The 19,875-nt window shown below is 35.8% G+C and carries 23 protein-coding genes; 13 read left to right on the forward strand and 10 right to left on the reverse strand.

Annotated elements, in window-relative coordinates:
• The first annotated feature begins 165 nt into the window (after positions 1 to 165).
• From rimK to QUD79_RS05395, 4 genes are read left to right on the forward strand one after another with little or no spacing between them, the layout of a single operon-like run.
• Positions 166 to 1,071, forward strand: a complete 906-nt coding sequence (gene rimK, locus QUD79_RS05380; protein WP_184424709.1) for a 30S ribosomal protein S6--L-glutamate ligase — start codon at positions 166 to 168, stop codon at positions 1,069 to 1,071.
• Positions 1,072 to 1,084: 13 nt separating this feature from the next.
• Positions 1,085 to 2,104, forward strand: coding sequence for a succinylglutamate desuccinylase/aspartoacylase family protein (locus tag QUD79_RS05385; RefSeq protein WP_184424710.1), 1,020 nt, complete (start codon positions 1,085 to 1,087; stop codon positions 2,102 to 2,104).
• An 11-nt stretch (positions 2,105 to 2,115) separates the two neighbouring features.
• Positions 2,116 to 2,559 (forward strand): ATP-dependent zinc protease family protein, encoded by a 444-nt coding sequence (locus QUD79_RS05390; RefSeq protein WP_184424711.1) that lies wholly within the window; start codon positions 2,116 to 2,118, stop codon positions 2,557 to 2,559.
• A 30-nt stretch (positions 2,560 to 2,589) separates the two neighbouring features.
• A complete protein-coding gene (locus tag QUD79_RS05395; protein ID WP_184424712.1) occupies positions 2,590 to 3,453 on the forward strand; it encodes a mechanosensitive ion channel family protein in 864 nt (287 codons plus the stop codon).
• Between the two features lie 98 nt (positions 3,454 to 3,551).
• Here the strand turns inward: QUD79_RS05395 and QUD79_RS05400 are convergent, their stop codons facing one another.
• The 3 genes from QUD79_RS05400 to rlmD all read right to left on the reverse strand — a co-directional run bounded on the left by QUD79_RS05400 (position 3,552) and on the right by rlmD (position 6,628).
• The gene (locus QUD79_RS05400; RefSeq protein ID WP_184424713.1) at positions 3,552 to 4,406 is read right to left on the reverse strand and encodes a mechanosensitive ion channel family protein; all 855 of its coding nucleotides are present in this window, start codon (positions 4,404 to 4,406) and stop codon (positions 3,552 to 3,554) included.
• A 26-nt stretch (positions 4,407 to 4,432) separates the two neighbouring features.
• Entirely contained in the window at positions 4,433 to 5,062 is a 630-nt protein-coding gene (locus QUD79_RS05405) for an MlaC/ttg2D family ABC transporter substrate-binding protein (RefSeq protein ID WP_184424714.1), read from the reverse strand.
• A 228-nt stretch (positions 5,063 to 5,290) separates the two neighbouring features.
• A complete protein-coding gene (gene rlmD, locus QUD79_RS05410; RefSeq protein WP_184424715.1) occupies positions 5,291 to 6,628 on the reverse strand; it encodes a 23S rRNA (uracil(1939)-C(5))-methyltransferase RlmD in 1,338 nt (445 codons plus the stop codon).
• 206 nt (positions 6,629 to 6,834) lie between these two features.
• On the opposite strand from rlmD, the gene QUD79_RS05415 reads away from it, so the two are divergent.
• The gene (locus QUD79_RS05415; RefSeq protein WP_184424716.1) at positions 6,835 to 8,025 is read left to right on the forward strand and encodes a GGDEF domain-containing protein; all 1,191 of its coding nucleotides are present in this window, start codon (positions 6,835 to 6,837) and stop codon (positions 8,023 to 8,025) included.
• Positions 8,026 to 8,432: 407 nt separating this feature from the next.
• On the opposite strand, the gene QUD79_RS05420 is transcribed toward QUD79_RS05415, so the two are convergent.
• Positions 8,433 to 9,770, reverse strand: a complete 1,338-nt coding sequence (locus tag QUD79_RS05420; protein WP_184424717.1) for a sodium-dependent transporter — start codon at positions 9,768 to 9,770, stop codon at positions 8,433 to 8,435.
• A gap of 185 nt (positions 9,771 to 9,955) precedes the next feature.
• On the opposite strand from QUD79_RS05420, the gene QUD79_RS05425 reads away from it, so the two are divergent.
• Positions 9,956 to 10,597 (forward strand): MBL fold metallo-hydrolase, encoded by a 642-nt coding sequence (locus QUD79_RS05425; protein WP_184424736.1) that lies wholly within the window; start codon positions 9,956 to 9,958, stop codon positions 10,595 to 10,597.
• A gap of 112 nt (positions 10,598 to 10,709) precedes the next feature.
• Positions 10,710 to 10,916, forward strand: a complete 207-nt coding sequence (locus tag QUD79_RS05430; RefSeq protein ID WP_184424718.1) for a hypothetical protein — start codon at positions 10,710 to 10,712, stop codon at positions 10,914 to 10,916.
• 85 nt (positions 10,917 to 11,001) lie between these two features.
• Here the strand turns inward: QUD79_RS05430 and QUD79_RS05435 are convergent, their stop codons facing one another.
• The 5 genes from QUD79_RS05435 to QUD79_RS05455 all read right to left on the reverse strand — a co-directional run bounded on the left by QUD79_RS05435 (position 11,002) and on the right by QUD79_RS05455 (position 14,072).
• Entirely contained in the window at positions 11,002 to 11,805 is an 804-nt protein-coding gene (locus QUD79_RS05435; RefSeq protein WP_184424719.1) for an ion transporter, read from the reverse strand.
• A gap of 510 nt (positions 11,806 to 12,315) precedes the next feature.
• Complete coding sequence (locus QUD79_RS05440) at positions 12,316 to 12,522, reverse strand: helix-turn-helix transcriptional regulator (protein ID WP_184424720.1); 207 nt, start codon at positions 12,520 to 12,522, stop codon at positions 12,316 to 12,318.
• A gap of 1 nt (position 12,523) precedes the next feature.
• Positions 12,524 to 12,985, reverse strand: coding sequence for a hypothetical protein (locus QUD79_RS05445; protein WP_184424721.1), 462 nt, complete (start codon positions 12,983 to 12,985; stop codon positions 12,524 to 12,526).
• A gap of 123 nt (positions 12,986 to 13,108) precedes the next feature.
• A complete protein-coding gene (locus tag QUD79_RS05450; RefSeq protein ID WP_184424722.1) occupies positions 13,109 to 13,414 on the reverse strand; it encodes an Mpo1-like protein in 306 nt (101 codons plus the stop codon).
• 19 nt (positions 13,415 to 13,433) lie between these two features.
• A complete protein-coding gene (locus QUD79_RS05455) occupies positions 13,434 to 14,072 on the reverse strand; it encodes a LysE family translocator (RefSeq protein WP_184424723.1) in 639 nt (212 codons plus the stop codon).
• Between the two features lie 173 nt (positions 14,073 to 14,245).
• On the opposite strand from QUD79_RS05455, the gene rsuA reads away from it, so the two are divergent.
• Together rsuA and QUD79_RS05465 are read left to right on the forward strand one after the other, a co-directional pair.
• Positions 14,246 to 14,938, forward strand: coding sequence for a 16S rRNA pseudouridine(516) synthase RsuA (rsuA, locus tag QUD79_RS05460; RefSeq protein WP_184424724.1), 693 nt, complete (start codon positions 14,246 to 14,248; stop codon positions 14,936 to 14,938).
• Positions 14,939 to 15,022: 84 nt separating this feature from the next.
• Entirely contained in the window at positions 15,023 to 15,313 is a 291-nt protein-coding gene (locus QUD79_RS05465; protein WP_184424725.1) for a hypothetical protein, read from the forward strand.
• 38 nt (positions 15,314 to 15,351) lie between these two features.
• Here the strand turns inward: QUD79_RS05465 and QUD79_RS05470 are convergent, their stop codons facing one another.
• Positions 15,352 to 15,699, reverse strand: a complete 348-nt coding sequence (locus tag QUD79_RS05470; protein WP_184424726.1) for a hypothetical protein — start codon at positions 15,697 to 15,699, stop codon at positions 15,352 to 15,354.
• 232 nt (positions 15,700 to 15,931) lie between these two features.
• Here QUD79_RS05470 and QUD79_RS05475 point away from each other — a divergent pair, with 232 nt between their 5' ends.
• From QUD79_RS05475 to QUD79_RS05490, 4 genes are all read left to right on the forward strand, one after another.
• Complete coding sequence (locus tag QUD79_RS05475) at positions 15,932 to 16,630, forward strand: helix-turn-helix transcriptional regulator (RefSeq protein WP_184424727.1); 699 nt, start codon at positions 15,932 to 15,934, stop codon at positions 16,628 to 16,630.
• Between the two features lie 97 nt (positions 16,631 to 16,727).
• A complete protein-coding gene (locus QUD79_RS05480; protein ID WP_184424728.1) occupies positions 16,728 to 17,189 on the forward strand; it encodes a flavodoxin family protein in 462 nt (153 codons plus the stop codon).
• A 209-nt stretch (positions 17,190 to 17,398) separates the two neighbouring features.
• Positions 17,399 to 17,641, forward strand: coding sequence for a DUF2789 domain-containing protein (locus QUD79_RS05485; protein WP_184424729.1), 243 nt, complete (start codon positions 17,399 to 17,401; stop codon positions 17,639 to 17,641).
• Between the two features lie 182 nt (positions 17,642 to 17,823).
• A complete protein-coding gene (locus QUD79_RS05490) occupies positions 17,824 to 19,722 on the forward strand; it encodes a Calx-beta domain-containing protein (protein WP_184424730.1) in 1,899 nt (632 codons plus the stop codon).
• Positions 19,723 to 19,875: the final 153 nt, after the last annotated feature.

The raw sequence follows: 19,875 nt of genomic DNA on the forward strand, positions 1-19,875 counted from the left end.
TAACTGGAATAAATATTTGTTATTCACAGAACAACTTTAGTTTGCTTAGATAATTACAAGCAATTCATACACAGATATTCTATTATTTATAATTAAACATCATTTATTCTTATATACATTTTATTATTTCATGACTTAACAGTATGAAATTAGGGCTTACTATTTATGAAAATTGCTATTTTATCAAGAAATTCAAAACTATATTCTACTCGACGCTTAAAGGAAGCGGGCGAGGCCATGGGGCATGAAGTTGATATTATTGATACTTTGCATTGCTATATGGATATAACCAGCAGTCGACCAACAGTGCGTTATCATGGTGCTGAATTACCTAAATACGACGCTATTATTCCTCGCATAGGCGCTTCTGTAACTTTTTATGGTACTGCGGTAGCCAGACAGTTTGAAATGATGGGAACATTTAATGTTAATGAATCTGTTGCTATTAGTCGTTCTAGAGATAAATTACGTTCGTTACAGCTATTATCAAGAAAAGGCATTGGTTTACCCCGTACCGGATTTGCTAGTAAGCCAGACAACATTAAAGACTTAATTAAGAATGTGGGTGGAGCACCAGTTGTTATTAAATTACTAGAAGGTACTCAAGGTATTGGTGTGGTGCTAGCTGATACAGCAAAGGCAGCCGAGGCTATTATTGAAGCCTTTATGGGGTTAAAAGCAAACATATTAGTACAAGAGTTTATTAAAGAGGCTGGCGGTGCTGATATTCGTTGTTTAGTTGTTGGTGGCCGAGTGGTTGCGGCAATGAAACGCCAAGGTGCAGAAGGTGAATTTCGTTCAAACTTGCATCGTGGCGGTAGCGCTGAAGTTGTCAAATTATCTAAAGCAGAAAAAGAGACAGCGATCAGTGCTGCAAAAGCAATGGGTTTAAATGTGTGTGGCGTTGATTTGCTACGTTCTCAAAATGGACCAATGGTAATGGAAGTAAACTCATCGCCAGGGCTTGAAGGTATTGAAAAAGCAACGGGCAAAGATGTCGCAGGTATAATTTTTGATTTCATTGAAAAAAATGCAAAGCCTCATAATACAAAAACACGCGGTAAAGGGTAATAGGAATATTTTGATGGATGAATTACGAATTGGTGAATTTACAATACTACCTGGTGAGCAACGTAAAATTCACTTGCCGGTAGCCAAATTATATACAGATGCGAGCGTTTCTTTACCTGTGCATATTATTCGCGGTAAAAAACCAGGGCCTACTATATTTATTAGTGCCGCTGTCCATGGTGATGAATTAAATGGCATTGAAATTATTCGACGTTTAATTGGCCAGAAAAAATTTGCTATAACCAAAGGTACTGTAATTGCCGTACCTATGGTCAATGTTTATGGTGTAGTTAACCAAAGCCGTTATATGCCTGATAGACGAGATCTTAATCGTTGTTTTCCAGGTTCGGCTAAAGGTTCTTTAGCAGGGCGTGTAGCACATATATTTCTAAACGAAATTGTAAAGCATTGTGATTATGGAATCGATCTTCACACAGGGGCAATTCATCGGTCAAACTTACCACAAATACGTGCTGATATGTCTGACCCAGAGACTAAAGAATTAGCAAAGGTTTTTGGTGTTCCTGTGGTATTAAACTCTAACTTAGTTGATGGTTCATTAAGAGAAGCTGCTGTTAAAAACCAGACAAAAGTATTGTTGTATGAAGCCGGCGAAGCGTTAAGATTCGATGAGTTTTCAATTCGAGCTGGTATTAGAGGGATTCAAAATATACTGCGTCATCTAGGTATGATGAGAAAGTCATCGGCTAAAAGAAAAGTATATGACCCATTTATTGCTAACAGTAGCCAATGGCTAAGAGCAAACGCTAGTGGGATCTTTCATAGTAGAATTAACTTGGGGGACCAAGTAAATAAAGGAGATGTACTTGCTGAAATTGGTAGTCCGTATGGCGACGTTATCGATGTAGTTAAAGCAACGCGCTCTGGGATCCTAATTGGTAAACAAAACATCCCCCTTGTACAAGAAGGCGAGGCAATGTTCCATGTCGCATTTTTCACCGAAAATGATGAAAATATCGCAGAGCGCATTGAATCTGTTCATGAACTATTAGTACCTGAAACTCACATTTAAAAAGATAAATTATGGAAACAAAAGCTAAAAAATCTAATAAGGTCATCATAGGGCGGCTCGAGTCTATAGCGCTGCCTGAGCTTGGTATTGAAGACTTACAAGTACGCGTTGATACTGGCGCAAAAACATCATCTTTACATGTTGATAATATTAATAAATTTAAAAAAGGCAGTAAACTTTGGGTTAAATTTGATATTCATCCAGATGTTTATAGTGTTAAAAAGGTGGTTAGTTGTAGTGCGCTTATTAGTGATATTCGTAACGTTAAGTCGTCGAATGGCACTGCTGAACAGCGTTACGTTATTACTACCCCTGTTATTCTGGGCGAAGAATCTTGGTCTATTGAAATAACATTAACTGACCGCTCAGATATGAACTACTTAATGTTATTTGGCCGAGAAGCAATGGGAACACGCTTTTTAGTTGACCCATCAAAAGCATTCTTAACTGCTTAATAATACGTTTAGGTAATATAAAGGGGCAGTATGACAATAGAAAACCTTAATAAACTACTTAATATGTCAGTCTTTAGTATTGGGGGGCAGTCTATATCACTAGGTAGTATTTTATTAATGCCTGTAATTGTAATTCTAGGCATTATTATTACTAGACTCATTGTTCGTATGCTGACAAAGCGTATGCTATCGAACAAGGTTGACCCCAATGTTATACATTTAATTCAGCGTGTTTTTTACGTGATTGCAACAGCAGTACTTGTGATCACCTTACTTGATTTAATGAATGTGCCTATTGCTGCATTTGCATTTCTTTCTGGTGCAATCGCAATAGGCTTTGGCTTTGGTGCGCAGAACATTATTAATAACTTTATTAGTGGCTGGATACTTATGTGGGAAAAGCCTATTCGTATAGGCGACTTTTTAGAAGTTGAAAATGCTAAAGGTACAGTAGAAGAAATTAATACGCGTTCTACACGTATTAGACGTAGTGACGGTGTTCATATGTTGATCCCAAACAGCAAGCTGCTTGAAAATACAGTGGTTAACTGGACATTGGTCGATCGTTTAATGCGAACGTCTGTACGTGTCGGAGTAGCATATGGCTCGCCAGCTAAAAAAGTTGCTGAGTTAATACTACAAGCCACTCTGAGCCAAACTGATGTCTTAACTGATCCTAAGCCTGTCGTTACGTTAGATAACTTTGGCGATAGTGCCTTGGAATTTGAAGTCTATTTTTGGATAAGTTCACATGTTGAAGGGGGATTACGAGTGACGCGAAGTAATGTTCGTTTTCGAATTGAAGAGCTTTTTGCGGAGCAAAATATTGTGATCGCTTTTCCACAACGTGATGTGAACGTAAAAGGCTCTTTAAGTATAAATAACACCAATTAATGGTGTTATTTATCATATAACGGCTATGCTGTAATACTTGCGCCTTGCTCATGAGTGTTTAAATTGAAAACTCAAGCTCGAAAGGACTACGGGCGCAATTATTCTGGTTTCATTTGTTCTTTTTTCTTAAACCAAAGTGCCATGAAATCAGCTGTAAGCTTTTGCTCAATTTCTAAAGCTCGGTCCGTAGGACAAAATATAGTAAAAAACACTTGAGTATCACCTAAGTTTGAGGTCGCTATTTGTATATGCGGCTCTGGACCTGCGATGTTTACATCTAATCTACTTTCAATCAGTTGATTGTAACGAATAGCTACTTCATTAAAGTCATTGCAATACAGCGTTGCTTTTTCGTTTAATTCATCAAGAAACTCAAAAGGATTAACACTAGCATCACGCACTATCGTGAAGTGGTGCATTGCATAACGCTTTAAAAAGTTGAGGTTCTTTATGGTATGGGTGATCAATTGACTATTAGGCAAGTAAAGGGTTTTACCTGTGTATTGGTATTCATCAATGTTCACTTCAAGCAAGGTTAGTTTTGCCCAGTCATTAGAGTGGACTTCACCATAGTAATTGCCTACCTGTACCCAATCACCAATTCGAAAAGGACGATTTGATAACACATAGATAAAACCAATAAAGCACTGAATAAATTCACGCGTTGCTAATACAATAGCAACAACAAATGCAGCAATTGAAAAAGCAAACTTTTGAATTTCATCAGACCAAATATTAAAAACAATAAGTATAAGCGCGAGGGTAAATATATTATTTACCATATTAATTTTTAAACGTCTCTCTTGACGAGACTTACGCTTGATCATCTTTAATACCAAGCGTTTTATCAAGAAAAAGAAACTTAAAAGGATGAGTGTTACTATAAGTTTATTATCTAAAACAAGCTGATAAAAATCGATAATATCTGCAGATATGTTTGTCCATGTTGTCATATCGAATGTTAAACCTAGGTTTGAAGTTAATTGTGGTTGTGATTAAGTTTTTTCAATAGTACAAGTGTTTCTTCAATGCCTATTTTATTGATACTAGCATTTAATTCATTTTGTTTACTTTGCAGTAAGCTAATACCTTCGACAACTATATCAAAAAATTGCCAATTACCATTTTCAGACTGCAAAAGTTTTACCACCGCTTTATTAGACTTTTCTTGTCCTATAATTTCAATGTTTACTGTTGCTATCTTACCACTATTTGATAAGGCACTACGACCCACCTTTATTGCTTCATTATTATATTTACTCAATAACTGTGTATAAGAGTTAATTAATTGTTGTGATAATTCGGTAATAAATTCATTTTTTAAATTATCAGGTACTTTGGCTAAGTGTTTCCCTAAAACCTTATAAGTAAAGTAACGAGTGTTAACTTCAGGTAATAAGTATTCAGTTAATATTTTTTTTATTTCTACCTTATTGAAGTGTTCACCTTGTTTTAGTGCAATAAGTGCTGTTTCTACATGTGTAAAGACACTTGACACTTTTTCGTCAGGTGTCGCATTGTTTGCCATAGCAAACGATGATATCAGTAGCGTAAGTAATATAAAGATAACAACTAGGGTATTAACCCTATTATCTTTAGCATTTTTCATAGTGAAACCTATTTCGAGCATACATTTAACCTTTAAAGTTCCGGTATTCTAACGTTAGTATGTTGTCATACAACTGTATTAATTTGTTCAAGCTAATCAAAAAATATGATTAGGGCTTGTGATCTTATATTTTAGTCTCTGCTGCAACTTTATCATACACAGCCGAGCTATAAACTGAATAAATTACAGCCTTTACCTTAACTGGGTTTATGGAAGCGTAATGGTAAATTAAGCTTTTACAAATAGCGCCATAGTTTCAATATGTTTAGTATGAGGAAACATATTCATTAATGCTATTTTATCTAAGCTAAAACCTGCGTCGGCAATAAGAGTAGTATCTCTGGCTAATGTTACAGGATCACACGATATATATAAAATGCGATTAACCTTTTTTAATGTTAATTGCGTTAAAACTGAAAAAGCCCCTATACGAGAAGGGTCTAGCACTAATACATCGTAAGTTTGTTTAAACCAAGCTGCTTCCGCTAATGCTTGACTAAGATCTTGGCAGTAAAACTCGGTATTATTGCTGTTATTTGCTTTGGCATTTATTTTTGCCATAGCAACGGAGGCTTCAACCCCTTCAACTCCAATTACTTTTTTTGCTTGCGATGCCATTGCAAGACTGAAGTTGCCAATTCCACAAAAAAGATCTAAAACAGACTCGTGTGCTGACAGTGCTAGCCAGTCTAGTGCTTGTGTGATCATTTTTTGATTAACACTATCGTTTACTTGAATAAAATTATTAAATTTAAAAGCAAATGATAACTGCTGCTTCGTTAACTGGTAGTTAGGGAGGTTGTCGTTATGATCACCTAAAAATTTGAACTTTCCAGTTTCCCCTTCTAATACTAACTTCCAATTATTTTCGGTACAGGCCTTTTGTATTTTATCAAGATCAGTACTAGATAAAGGTTTTATATGCCTTAAAATAACAAAAGCATAATTGACACTACAGAGTTGAATATGTGTTATCGCACGGCCATTTTTTAACTTTGGCAATAATTGTCTAAATACAGAAAAAATAGCAATGTAACTGGTGTCTAATACTAAACATTTTTCTATATTAATAATTCTTTTAGCACTTTTTTGACGAAACCCTAACTGAAATGATTGATGCTGGGGGGAATAATAAACAGCAATTCGAGCACTTCTGCGATAATGTAACGAGTCAGACTCAATTGCAGGCTGCCAATTAAGTGTTACCATGTTTGCAAATTTTTTAAAGAGTTGACTTACTGCTTTTTGTTTTTCAATTAATTGTTCTTCTATAGCTAAGTGCTGGAGTTGGCAGCCACCACAAAGGTCATAATGTTGGCAAAATGGTGCGATGCGAGAAGGGCTAGCCGTTAAAATTTTATCGGTAGAAAACCTTTCAAACGTTGATTTTTTTTGCACGACGCTTGCAAGTACAGTTTCACCAGTTAATGCGCCTTCAACAAAGCAAACTTTATTATTTATGCGGGCAACTCCTACACCTTCATGATTAAGCGATTCGATAGTTAACCGTTGTTGAGGTTGTTGTTTCTTTGCTTTATTTTTAGGGGGCTTGAAAAGTGTAACCAAGGTTTTAGCCTTTATTCTTAAATAATAATGCGTTACAAAAATTTACCGCTTACATTCTACTAATGCTAAAAGGTAAGTGACTAGAGCCTATTATCTCTATATGATTGCCTTTTATTATCTCATACAAATAAAAGCTGTGTAGATTAATTTTATATAGAGCAGCGCTAAAAAGTGTAAATTTTCTGTCAAAAACTCTGGGGTTACTTTTGTTTCTAAAATTAACAGGATTAAAAACAACGCTATGGAGTGCATTAGCGCTTTCATTAGCAATAGTAATTACACTATATTCGGTTAGTTATTGGCAGCCCAAAATTTTCTTGATAGAGCAAGTGTTGCTAGGGCTTTTTATCATCTCAATTATTTTCTCTGCGCAATTTAGCCGAAGTAGATTCTCAATATTAACCAGTTTATGGGCGCTATATTACTTAGTAAAAAGTCAATGGTTGCCTGGTAATACTTACTTAAACAATGAAAGTGAGTGGCTATTTTTATCAGGCGTGCTGAGCATCGGTCTGTTGGTGTTTATTAAAGACCGCGGCTTGTTATCTTTGCATGGCTTTTTGCGATTATTTCTATTGGTAACAGCTGGTTTAGTTGCAAAAGCATGGCTAATTGTTAGCGTGTGGTTGTTTTCTTACCTAGCGCCTTATCAATTACCCTATCTAGACTTAACACTGATTAAAATTACACTTCCTTTAGCCGTTATTGGTGCGCTCATTTTATTTAAAAGTTTACGCTCACCTAGCTTACTTGTTGCGGCGTTGCTGACTAGTTTGGTTATTTGGGTACTAATTTATTATCAGCAATTAGATTTACCACTTAGTGTTATCGTTACCCTGTTATTAGTGCAATATATTTTAGTTGTTGTTATCGACTCATACTATCTTGCTTATCGAGATGAGTTAACAGGCTTACCTTCTAGGCGCTCATTAAATCAGTTAGCCCTGTCTTTAAGCCGACAATATACCGTGGCAATGCTCGATATTGACCATTTTAAAAAGTTTAACGACACTTACGGGCATGATATTGGTGATCAAGTGTTAAAGCTTGTAGCGGCTAAATTAGCGCAAGTTAAAAGTGGTGGACGGGTTTTCCGCTATGGTGGTGAAGAGTTTACCATTGTCTTTCCACGTAAGGCATCAATAGAGACTATTGCAGAGCTAGAACGACTACGCCAATCGATAGCTGATTACGATATAGCGATACGTCATCCAGTACGAAAGACTAAAAAGTCACGCGCAGCTAAAAAACCGAATGACCTTAAAGTGGTCAGCGTTACAATTTCTATTGGTGTCGCTACAAGATCGGCTAAAGAAAGTTTTGAACACACTTTAAAGCGTGCAGATCAGGCACTTTATCGTGCAAAAAAAGCTGGTCGAAATAATGTGAGTGAATAGATAGCCTGCAGATAAAGTGTGCTAAAGCGATTTAACAAATTAGGCCATGTCGCCGCTTATCATCCCCCTCGAACTAAAGTTAATTTAAGCATATTAGCTATACCCAAACCACCACAGGATGCGAGTTTCAGTTGGAATTAAAAGCGATTTAGGCAAGGCATTGATTGCAAGTAATAGTGGTTCTATTGTTAAAATGAATAACGCAGTATAAATCGCTTTTAAACCAACCTTTTAGGCGTTTCACAGGCACTTACTCTCATCGTTGTTACTTCTTAAAAGGGACTGCCATTTTTGCAAAGTAACGCCTTGATATTAAGTACCTGTGAAACGCTGAATTCTGCATCTTGAGGTGGCTTGGGTATATACGGTAGAGGCATAAGTATTTATGCCTCTTTAATAGATTAGACCTAGTTTAAAATTGCAACATTTACAAATACAATACTGAGTAATAATGGGCAAACAAAACGAATGTAATTTCCCCAAAGTGTTAACCATTTTCTTCCTTCTTGCAGTGCTTTATCACGTAGTTTGTTACCTCGGTTCCACATCCAACCTACCACTATAAAGTAAAACAGACAGCTAAGCGGTTGTAATATAGTGGTTAATACGCGAATAACTAAACCAAATAAGTGATCAAAAAATATAATAAGCAGCATACTTGCGCAAAAAACAATTGCGGAAACTAACCAAGTCGCTTTTGGTCGGCTAAATGTCTTATCTTCCATTAAATAGGAGACGGGCACTTCAGTTGAAGAAATAGTTGATGTTAACGCGGCAATAGAGAGTAATGAGAAAAACGCAAAAGAAACAAATAAACCGACATGGCCCATTGAATTAAAAAGCTCAGGTAAAATATTAAAAATAAGTTGCCCTTCACCTATTAAATGCCCGCCTTGAAATACTTCTTGGCCTGCTGCTTGTGCAACAAAAAGTGCAGGAATAATAAGTAACCCAGCTAGAAACGCAATAACAGTGTCTAATGCTGTTATTGATAAGACGAGTTTGCCAATATCTTTACCTTTTTGCATGTAAGATCCATAAACCATCATGCCACCCACACCAATTGATAAAGAAAAGAATGCTTGTCCCATTGCTGAAATAACTAATTTGGGATCAGTTACTTGACTAAAATCAGGGATTAAATAAACCTTTAAACCTTCTTCAGCACCCGGTTGGTTTAATATATAAATAATTAATCCTATAAGCATTATCAAGAGTACAGGCATTAAGCGAGCTGACCACTTTTCAATACCAGCATTAACACCTTGATGTATAATTCCAGCGCCAAGTAAAATAAAAATGGGCGTAAACATTAAGTTTCTTTGTATACTTGAAGTTGACAACCAAGAGGCAATTTCGCTGGCATCAAATAAGTAAGCTAAAGAAGATAGTGCATGGGCTAACATCCAGCCAGCAACTATAGTGTAAAAGCTAAGCATCATTATCGCGCCGCATAAACCAATTAACCCGACTTTGCGTCCTAAGTTTTCAGAAACACCTTTACAGGCATCACCTAAAGCAGACACTGGGTTTTTTTGGGCTTGGTTGCCAATATAAACTTCAGCGTATAAGGCGGGTAAGGCTAATAGCACAGTAACAATTAAATAGACAAATAAAAATGCACCACCGCCATTGTTAGCTGCTTGAGTGGGAAACCCCCAAATATTGCCTAACCCAATAGCAGAGCCTGCTGCTGCTAAAACGAAACCAATACGGGAATGAAAAGAATCTCTTACTATAGACATATAATGAAATAATTATTTTAATTTTAAGCAAGAGCTTACCGAGTTAAATAAGGTTATGGAAGTGTTTTTACCATTGAGCACCAATATGAGGGTAAAATTATCACTCTTGAACTTTAAAACAATACCCCAATATGATTAACATACGTTCAAATGAATTCAAAATATTCTAATAAAGGCTTGATATGTTGCAATACCAAATTATTCCCGTTACTCCGTTCCAGCAAAACTGCACGCTATTTTGGTGTGATGAAACTAAGCAAGCAGCTGTGGTTGACCCAGGCGGTAATGCTGAATTAATTATGAAAGCAATTGAACAACATGGACTAACCTTAACAAAAGTATTGCTTACTCACGCCCACATTGACCACGCAGGTGCGACTCAAGCAATATCAAGTCATTATAATGTGCCTATTGAAGGCCCTCATAAAGAAGACCAATTCTGGATTGACCTTATTCCCGAGCAAAAAGAGCGTTTTGGTTTTGAGCATGCAGAACATTTCACCCCTGACCGCTGGTTAAACCAAGGTGATACCGTTACTTTTGGTAATATTACGCTTGAAGTTTATTTTTGCCCAGGTCATACCCCTGGCCATGTTGTGTTTTTTCATCGAGCCTCTAAATTAGCTCAAGTGGGTGATGTATTGTTTAAAGGCTCTATCGGTCGTACTGACTTTCCTCGAGGAGACTACAACACGCTAATAAGCTCAATTAAAGATAATTTGTTTTTACTTGGCGACGATGTTCGCTTTATTCCAGGTCATGGACCAATGGGTACCTTTGGTGAAGAACGTAGAACTAATCCATTTGTGGGGGAAAACGCAAGATAATAAAGTAGCGAAAAATAGCGTTAAAATTATGGGTAGCGTTGTCTATATAAGCGGATTTGTACCCTTTTTTTCATAAAAAAATTGGCCTTAATAATCATTAACGGAGTTTAATATGACTGATCATAAAGAATACAGTATTGCCACATACGCAGCGCTCAAAACATCTATAGCAAATGGAGAAGAGCAGTCAGTGAAAGAGTTGTTGGGAAAACAGCCAATTCAAGATATTGAAAAAAGCTACTTAATAGATTTAGCTAAACTAAAAAACAATTCCGTTATTTTAAAGTTAATTGAAGATACCCCCGTTAAAAATAGATAAACCAATTTTGAATAATTTCGCCTTGATATAATTGAACACAAAAAACACCAATCACCCAATTGGTGTTTTTAAAAATGAATATTAATTAGAGCGTGTTCAGATTATTCTTATCAAGCTTTTGAATTAGCGACTTTAGCTCTCTAATTTCGTTTTGTAATTCGCTCATAGAAGGTTCATTAACGTTTCTTTGAGCGGCATGCTCTTCTTCCATTACATTAACGACAATACCAATAACCATATTTAAAAATGCAAACGCAGTAAAAAAGATAAAGGTTAAGTAGAATATCCATGAATACGGATAAACTTCCATTGTTTCATACTGAATATCAGTCCAGTCTTCAAAAGTCATTATTCTAAACAGTGTCAGCATTGAAATAGCAATATCACCCCAGAGTTTGGGGTTTATATCTTTAAATATAAAGCTACCAATAGCAGCGTATATATAAAAAATAATAAACATTAACAACACTACATAGCCTAATTGTGGCAAAGCTTTTAGCAGAGAGTTTATTAGTACACGTAATTCAGGCACTACCGAAACCATTCGTAATACCCTGAAAACTCTTACGAGCCTTGCTAGTAATGCCATTTCACTGTCATTAATAGGGATCAAACTGATAGCTACAACTAAGGTATCAAAAATATTCCAGCCATTTTTAAAGAAGTTTCTTTTGTCGTCGTCGGCAATAAAGCGAACTGATATTTCAAAAAGGAAAAATAGTGTGATCAAAATATCTAAAATACCTGTAAACGACAGCGCATTTTCAGATAAATCAAAGGTTTTTGCGCCTATTTCAAGTGCAGATATAATAATAACTAAGACAACAAACAGTTCGAAGATTTTATTTTCTTTTAAATGATAGAGCTTACTTTGTAATTTTTCATACATGGTTGGTAATATTTAAATCAGGTTATTAAAAATCAGGCGCTATTATACGAGTGTTAATTGTTTTTGACTTTATATTTTTTTAAATTTTATTGTTATTACTCTGGCAAAATAAAAATTTTAACCTTTGTACTAATGAAATTAGGGCGTGTTGATCTTTGCTGTACATTTTTGCAGCGATTTATTTGGTGCTTATACAAGGCTGAACTTATGTAATGGGATTGTTCCCCATAAATAAGTGAAAACGCCGTAGAAAAACCAAAGAGGCGCTGTCCTACGGATACGTTTAAACATGATTTACTTTTCGTTGCCTACACGGAAGTAGGTACTTAGCGTGAGCAGGACGCGGAAGCTGTGCCTACACGGAAGTAGGTACTTAGCGTGAGCAGGACGCGGAAGCTGTCTAGCGCATTTATGTAGAATAACTTATCTACACTTTACTCGCTACCCTTCAATTAAATCATGTTTAATTCGTACAAAATTTGTACTCAAAAGTTCAACACGCCCTAGCGTTTATCGATACTGAAAAACTTCAGCTATCGTTTTGTTAAACACATCTGAAATTTTAAAGGCCACCTCTAAAGAGGGGGAGTATTTATCTTTTTCAATTGCAACAATTGTTTGCCTGGAAACGCCAACTCGTTCAGCTAATTCTTTTTGAGTGATTTCATTGTGCTCAAATCGTAATTTTCTAATAGTATTCGTTATTTTTTTACTCATATTAATACCCTCGGCGGTAATAAATGAGCTTTGTGATCTCTTGTGTAATACCAGATAATAATAGCCCTATTATAAGAATGTTCGCCATATTATATACAGCAGATACATCTGATAAGAGAGTAAAATCTACTGCTATTTTGTTATTAAGGTGAAGAGGGAAAATTAATTGGCTAAATGAAATAAATACAAAAATATGTAGTACCCAAGATGCATTTCTTATAGCGGTTAACTCAAATAGTTTATCTCTTTCATCTGGTCCTTTCTCTGCCTCTTTGATGTTTAGTATCGCAAGAATTATTTGCGCGATCACCGTTGCAGCAATAATCCAAATAAAGGTAATGGAAAGTAAAGTTAATACGCTTAAATCTGTAACTTCTATTGTTAGTATTTTGTTTACATAATTGATCAACACTAAAGCGGTAATTATTAACGTTGCCCACGAGGTTTTTTCTTGGTATCCCATACACACTCCGAATGCATAATATATTTAACATGATGTCTAATTTTTTTTACGTTTAGAAATAATAAGGAACGCAAAAATAAATGTCAAATATATTTTACTTTGTGTCTGGTTTATTTGATTTTGTTAAAAGCGTATCTTCCCAATAAGTATATCTTTAAACATAACCCAATCGCCCATTAAACTGTATATAGGGTATTGAAAGGTTGCTGGTGTGTTTTTTTCAAAGAAAAAGTGTCCTACCCATGCGAAGCCATAGCCAATAAGTGGAATTGTCCATAATAACGTTAAATGCCATGTAGTTATTGAATACAATAACATAAGGATAATAAGCGTACTTCCTAAAAAGTGAAGGCGACGACAAACGTGGTTTTCATGCTGGCTTAAATAAAAAGGATAAAAGGCCTCAAAACTTCGATATTTTTCATTCATATTTATATCCCCAACGATGCTAATTTATTTTAGTTAATAGTACTTTCAATCCCATTAAAATCATTGCGCTACCTAAGATTCGATTGAGCCAATGGCTAAAACTTTGAAATGCTAAGTTAATACGAGGCTGAGATAATAATAAGGCAACACATGTAAACCAGACAAGTTGAATTAGCATCATCCACAGGCCATAAATAACAATGTGTACAAATGGCATGTCCGGCGATAGTACAATTGTAAATAAGGCAACAAAATAGATGGGCGCTTTAGGATTCAACGCATTACATAAAAAGCCTAAACCAACCATTTTAAAATATGAGCGCTGCATACTAGGGTGTGACACATTGACTTTTTCTTCATTAGGTTTTATTGCTTTTATTTTGACACATTGAAGACCTAAATATAGTAAATAAAAGCCACCTAAAAGCTTTATAACCCATAACGCAATTTCAGAACTAGCAATAACCGCTGCTAATCCTAATGCAGAATAAATAATATGAACGGATAAGCCTAAAGCAATACCGATACTGCACATTACTCCCGCTTTTTTGCCATTAGCTAATGTTTGTTGTGACACTAAGATAAAGTCGGGCCCTGGTGATGCTGCGGCAAGTATATGAATACTGGTAATTAGCATTAATCCTTCAAAAAGGCTCATAAGCGGTGTTATTTTTATTGGTAAGTACTTTTTACAAGACTAACACTGGTACGTTAATAGTCAATTTGACGAGGGCATTAAACTTACAGCTAGATACCTGATATAATTTATCGGTGTTAGCCTTTGCGCGGTAACATATCCAAATTTTCATTATTTTATGAGTAGTTAGCAGTATGCGTCTTGACAAATTTATATGTAAAAGTACAGAGTTAACCCGAACTGAAGCCAAAAAACTATTGAAATCAGGTACTGTAAAAGTAAATGATGAAGTAGTTAAAAGTGGTGCGCAGCAAGTACATGAAAATAATAATATTACAGTTGAAGGGAAGCAGCTAGTCGCTCGTTCTTCAAGGTATATCTTGCTGCATAAACCATTAGACACTATTTGTTCGAATGTTGATGAGGTCTATCCATCCGTGCTCCACCTTGTTGATGTAGATAAAGCATTTGATTTACATATTGCTGGACGATTAGATGCCGATACCACTGGACTAGTATTGATCACTGATGATGGTCGTTGGTCGCATAATATCATTTCACCTAAAAAACAATGCGAAAAAACTTACCGTGTATGGCTTAGAAATGTATTGAAACCAGATACAGCAGAGAACTTTATAAAAGGAGTGCAATTACAGGGTGAAAAAGATCTAACATTACCTGCTAAATTAGAACAAATAGACACAAATGAAGTACTACTTACTATTACCGAAGGAAAATATCATCAAGTTAAGCGAATGTTTGCCGCTGTCGGCAATAAAGTAGTTCGTCTTCATCGAGAGCAAATTGGTAATGTTAAATTGGATGAAAGCATAGGGCCAGGTCAATGGCGATACTTAACGGATGAGGAAGTTAATTTTTTTATTTAAAAAAGATTAAAGAAATTGTTATAAATGACGATAATGTAACCAGCTAACTAAATTAAATTGTAGACGTAGTAAAAGGATTAAATCATGGAAGTTTTAACTGAATTATTGCCATTAGCGCATTTAGTTAAATCGGAAAACACCGCAAAAGACCGTAAACAAAAACCTAAAAATTTACGAAAAATTGAAAAGCTATATCGTGATAATTCTGAAGTAACTAAAGAGAAAGTAGGGGTTTCTAGTGGTCGTTGGGATGACGAAGAACGTCGTTCTGGGGAAGATCGCCGTCTTCAAAATAAAAACCGTGGTCGTTGGTTAGACACACGCGAACCTAAAGATCGTCGTCAACAAGCTAAAGCTATCTTCGTTAAAATTTAACCCCACCCTGTTAAAATTCAAAGAACATGCGAGTTTTATTAGTTCTCATTAGTTTGCTTTCCTATAGAAATATACGCGGTAATAAAAAACAAAACAAAGACAAATATTACGCCAATATAGCTTTGCTCATAAGTTAATATCTTGAAATGAAATAAGCTATTTTCAATTGTTGCGATAAGCACCCCAGCAATAAATAAAGCATACTTGTTTAAATACCCGCCCGCCTTAAATAATTTAGCTATAAAGTAGCCCGTTACCGGAATAAATGTCCAAATAATAAAAACAGTAAGTGAAAATAAAATAACGGAAGGCGCAAGGTGAGGTTGCGAGATTTTGTCTACTATAGAATAGGCATGTACTAAAAAATAACCGAAATACAACAACACGTTAAACCTCTTCAGATGTCTTATTTAATAAAATGAAGTATAAACTAAGTATACAATATAACTGTGTTGTTTTTACATATATAAATTGACAATAGCGTTTAAATAATTATAAATAGTATGTAAATTCTGAGTTAATGGATTGATTCTTACAAAGTAGGGCACTGGAATATCCCTGTTCAATCTTAATTATCATAACTTCGATTAAACTAATAAAAAATAAGAAGTAAGTGGCATGAAAGAAGTAACCACCATTATAAAAGCATATGTTCATAAAGCGTTAAGTAATACTGTAGCGTTAAGTTCAAATGCGCAGCACAAATCTAATCAATTTTTGAATTTATTAACGACGTGTAATATTAGCGCTAACGTAAGTACAAGCCTACCCTCTAGTGATGCTCTGTGTGAATATCAGTTGATTTTTATTGACTGTGCAAATTTTGATGAAACCAAAAAAATACCTAATAGCATTTTGCAACTTGCATCAGCGCATAAAATTGTCTTATTTAACTTTCAAGAGGGGGTTTTACCTGAGAAGTCAGCCTTATTGGCAGGTGTTTTTGGTATTTTTTATGCTAAAGATAGGGCAGATATTATTTTGAAAGGTATTGGCAAGTTGATCGCTAATGAACGTTGGTTCAAACGTGAAACAATGACGGATGCATTAGCAGAATTGCTAACAAATATTGATGTGCCTAAACCCAATATTAATCTAGGTAATAATGACAAAAGTGTTTTTCCGTCTCTTACGAAAAGAGAAAAGACCATCATTAAGTTAGTGTCTAGTGGGGCACAAAATAAAGAAATTGCCAATCACCTTCATATAAGTCCCAATACAGTAAAAACACATATTTACAGTATTTTTAGAAAAACTAGTTCAAGAAATAGAGTTGAATTGCTTTCATGGACAAAACAGTTTCAACAAGTGAATTAGCTTTATACCCGTTACTCTTGAAAAATTATGCCAAAAATAACAACCATATATGGTTAAATGAATAATAACCTTATGGCAAATTAAAGAGAGTAAAGCAATGAAGTCACTTTTAATTGTTGCACATGCACCGTCAAAAAATACGCGATTAATGGCTGAAGCTGTTTTAAAAGGAGCCCAACATTCTGATATTGACCTGGTTCAAACACGTTGGATCCCGCCGTTAGATGTAACCCCTGAAGATGTTATTGCTTGTGATGCAATTATTATGGGAACAACTGAAAACTTAGGTTATATGAGTGGTGCATTAAAAGATTTTTTTGACCGCTGTTATTACCCTTGCTTGGCAGTGAAGCAGGGGTTACCTTGTGCTTTATATATTCGTGCAGGAAATGATGGTACAGGCACTTGTAAAGCGGTTGAAAGTATATGTAAAGGTTTACGCTGGAAGTTTGTCGCGCCACCATTAGTATGCCGAGGAGAATGGCAAGCAAGCTTTCTTGAACAATGCGAAGCGCTTGGTATGACAATGGCGGCGGGGCTTGATGTTGGTATTTACTAATACGTAAGCCACCTAAGCCTGATTAAAATAGTTTTGTTCAAATTTATTACCTCATTTTCTTACTCAATAAATGTACTTTACCTAACGTTTGATATCACTATAAATAGCGCTGGAAAGCTTGTGTAAAATCACTATGAGTAGTATGTTCAAATACAATGTACATTTGAAATTAACAGTTTATTTATCATAGCGGATTAAAGGAAAATATTATGCTAGCTGAATCGGAATATACGATGAACAACTTATTTGCACAATTAGGGCTAGATTGCTCAGATGAAGCGATTAAGGAGTTTATTGAAATAAATAAGTTACCTAAAGGCGTGTCGTTAAAAGAAGCTGAAATTTGGAATGAGAGTCAACGTGGTTTTCTACAAGAAGAATGGACTAAAAACAGTATGTGGACTCAGGTAATAGACGACTTAAACTTACTAATGTCGCAAGACGGTGAATAAAAAAATAGCAATTATTCGAGGTGCTTGTTATTTATAGTCTTATTATGGCACCTGTTTTTCAGACTCTTGCTATTCACAATATAAATCATGTTAGTTCTGTTAAATTAGTACAGCCTTTACTAATTTTCTAATAGGCTGTGCTATTATTTTATTAATATTAACGGATTAATGACTACTAACTTATGATGCGATTACCTACTTTTTGCTCACTCACTTTATCGTTAATACTGACTCTTTTCCTGTCAGTAGCAGCTTTTGCATCTACTACCCCTGAACAGCAAGCAAAATCAATAAAACTATCATCAGTTAAAGCTTATTCTGCACTTGATCATCACATTGTAAAAATTGGTGTTTTTTATACGAATGATTTACTGGATGAATTTAGCATTGAAGAAATTAACCGCTACGTAGAAGCGCAATTTAATGCCGCCAATATAGTGATGGAAAATAGCGGTGTAGCTATTCGGCGTGAGCTTGGTTATTTAGGCGTTCATCCCATTGAAAATGATCCTAACCAACGTATAGAAGACTTTCTCAGCAGAATTCGCGGTAATGAAGGAGACCTTAATAGAGTAATAGCAGGGCAATACGGGCTTGATTATGTCACTGTACTACGACCAATGAATGACAATCGCTTTTGTGGTTGGGCTTATTATGGAGACCCTTACGCTATTTTACAAATGGGCGGGCGTTGTATCAGCAACACCCTTGCTGCGCATGAGTGGGGCCATAATGATGGCGCTGATCATGACAAAGCTAATAGTTCAGCTCAGCCTGTGAAAGTTTATGGCCATGGTTATTTCTGTGGAGGCGAAGGCACAATTATGAGCTCTCCGTCTGGAGATAAGTGGAATACTCGACATAACTTTTATTCAACACCAGATATCTCAATTCGCGGCGATGCTTGTGGGGAAAAAGACACTGCAAATGTAGTGCGAATGCTAAATGAGCTCAAAGATAATCCTTTTCATATGGGAAACAGACAAAGTGATCCTGAACAACTAGCTTTTGTGCGCTTTACAGAGCAGCAGCCTTTATTAGTGAAGGAGTCTGATGGCGTAATTACAGTCACAGTTGAGCTGGTGAATGCTGAAGGAGTGCCAACTACGCTTGGACAAAAGGCTACCATCGAGTTAATTACTGGCGAGATTACCGCACTTTCGAACACTAAAACTGTTACAAAAGACTATCAACCGCTGGCCCAGCACATTGTATTTCAACCAGGAGAGAATCGAGTTGACGTTGAGGTTATTATCGTTAGTGATGATGTTAGTGAATCGGATGAGACCTTCAAATTAATTCTTCGTAATGGCGATATCATTAGCCCTTTAACATCTGAACTGGAGGTTACGATCACAGAAAACAGTATAGTTACACCAACAAAAGTTCAGTTCAGCCAAACAGACTTGGTTATTCTGTCTGTAGGACAAAGCAGAGATATAACCTTACTACGAACGGGTGACCTTACCGCCGAATTTACCGCATACCTTTCTGTTTCAAATAACCTTGTTACTCTTTCCCCAGAACAAGTTGTCTTTATTAGCGGCCAAAGTGAAGCAACATTTAGCCTTAGTGCAATTGAAAATAGTGCGGGGGAAACTGCACTGATCCAATTAGCGAATGATCAAAGCCAGTTAGGAGAAAACATCAGTATAGAAGCCTATATATTGGCGGATGAAATAATTAGCTTTACTGATAGTTCAGAGTTATCAATTAAAGCTGGAGACACAGTAACACTTACATTAAATCGCACTGGTGAGTTGTTGAGTGAGTTTGATGTTGAAGTTGAGCTTAGTCATAATTGGATGACAGCAAGTACTAGTACGGTTCATTTTAATGCACAGCAAGCTACACAAAGTTTTACTGTTACAATTATTGCTGATACCTACGATAAAACAGGTGTAATTAGTTTAGTACTGGCACCAGAAAATATAGGCAGTATAATTGAACGTACTGTAAAAGTACCAGCAAAAATAGTTGTTCCAGTGCCTGATAATAGTGATGATAAGCCAACATCATCTGGTGGTAGTGGTAGTTGGTTAATACTAATGTGCTTAATAATGCTGACAAAACGCCGTTAAATGATTTTAGCCATAGTCATAACCATAACCATAACCATAACCATAACCATAACCATAACCATTAGCTATAACACTGTGGTGTTGATTGAAGCGCCTCTCATCTTCTAAGCTGAGCTTAATGTGGTATTTGTTTGAATGCTTAAAATTAAGGGG

Origin of the sequence: Thalassotalea piscium (assembly GCF_030295935.1) — a bacterium.
In the GTDB taxonomy this organism is placed as follows: Bacteria; Pseudomonadota; Gammaproteobacteria; order Enterobacterales; family Alteromonadaceae; genus Thalassotalea_B; species Thalassotalea_B piscium.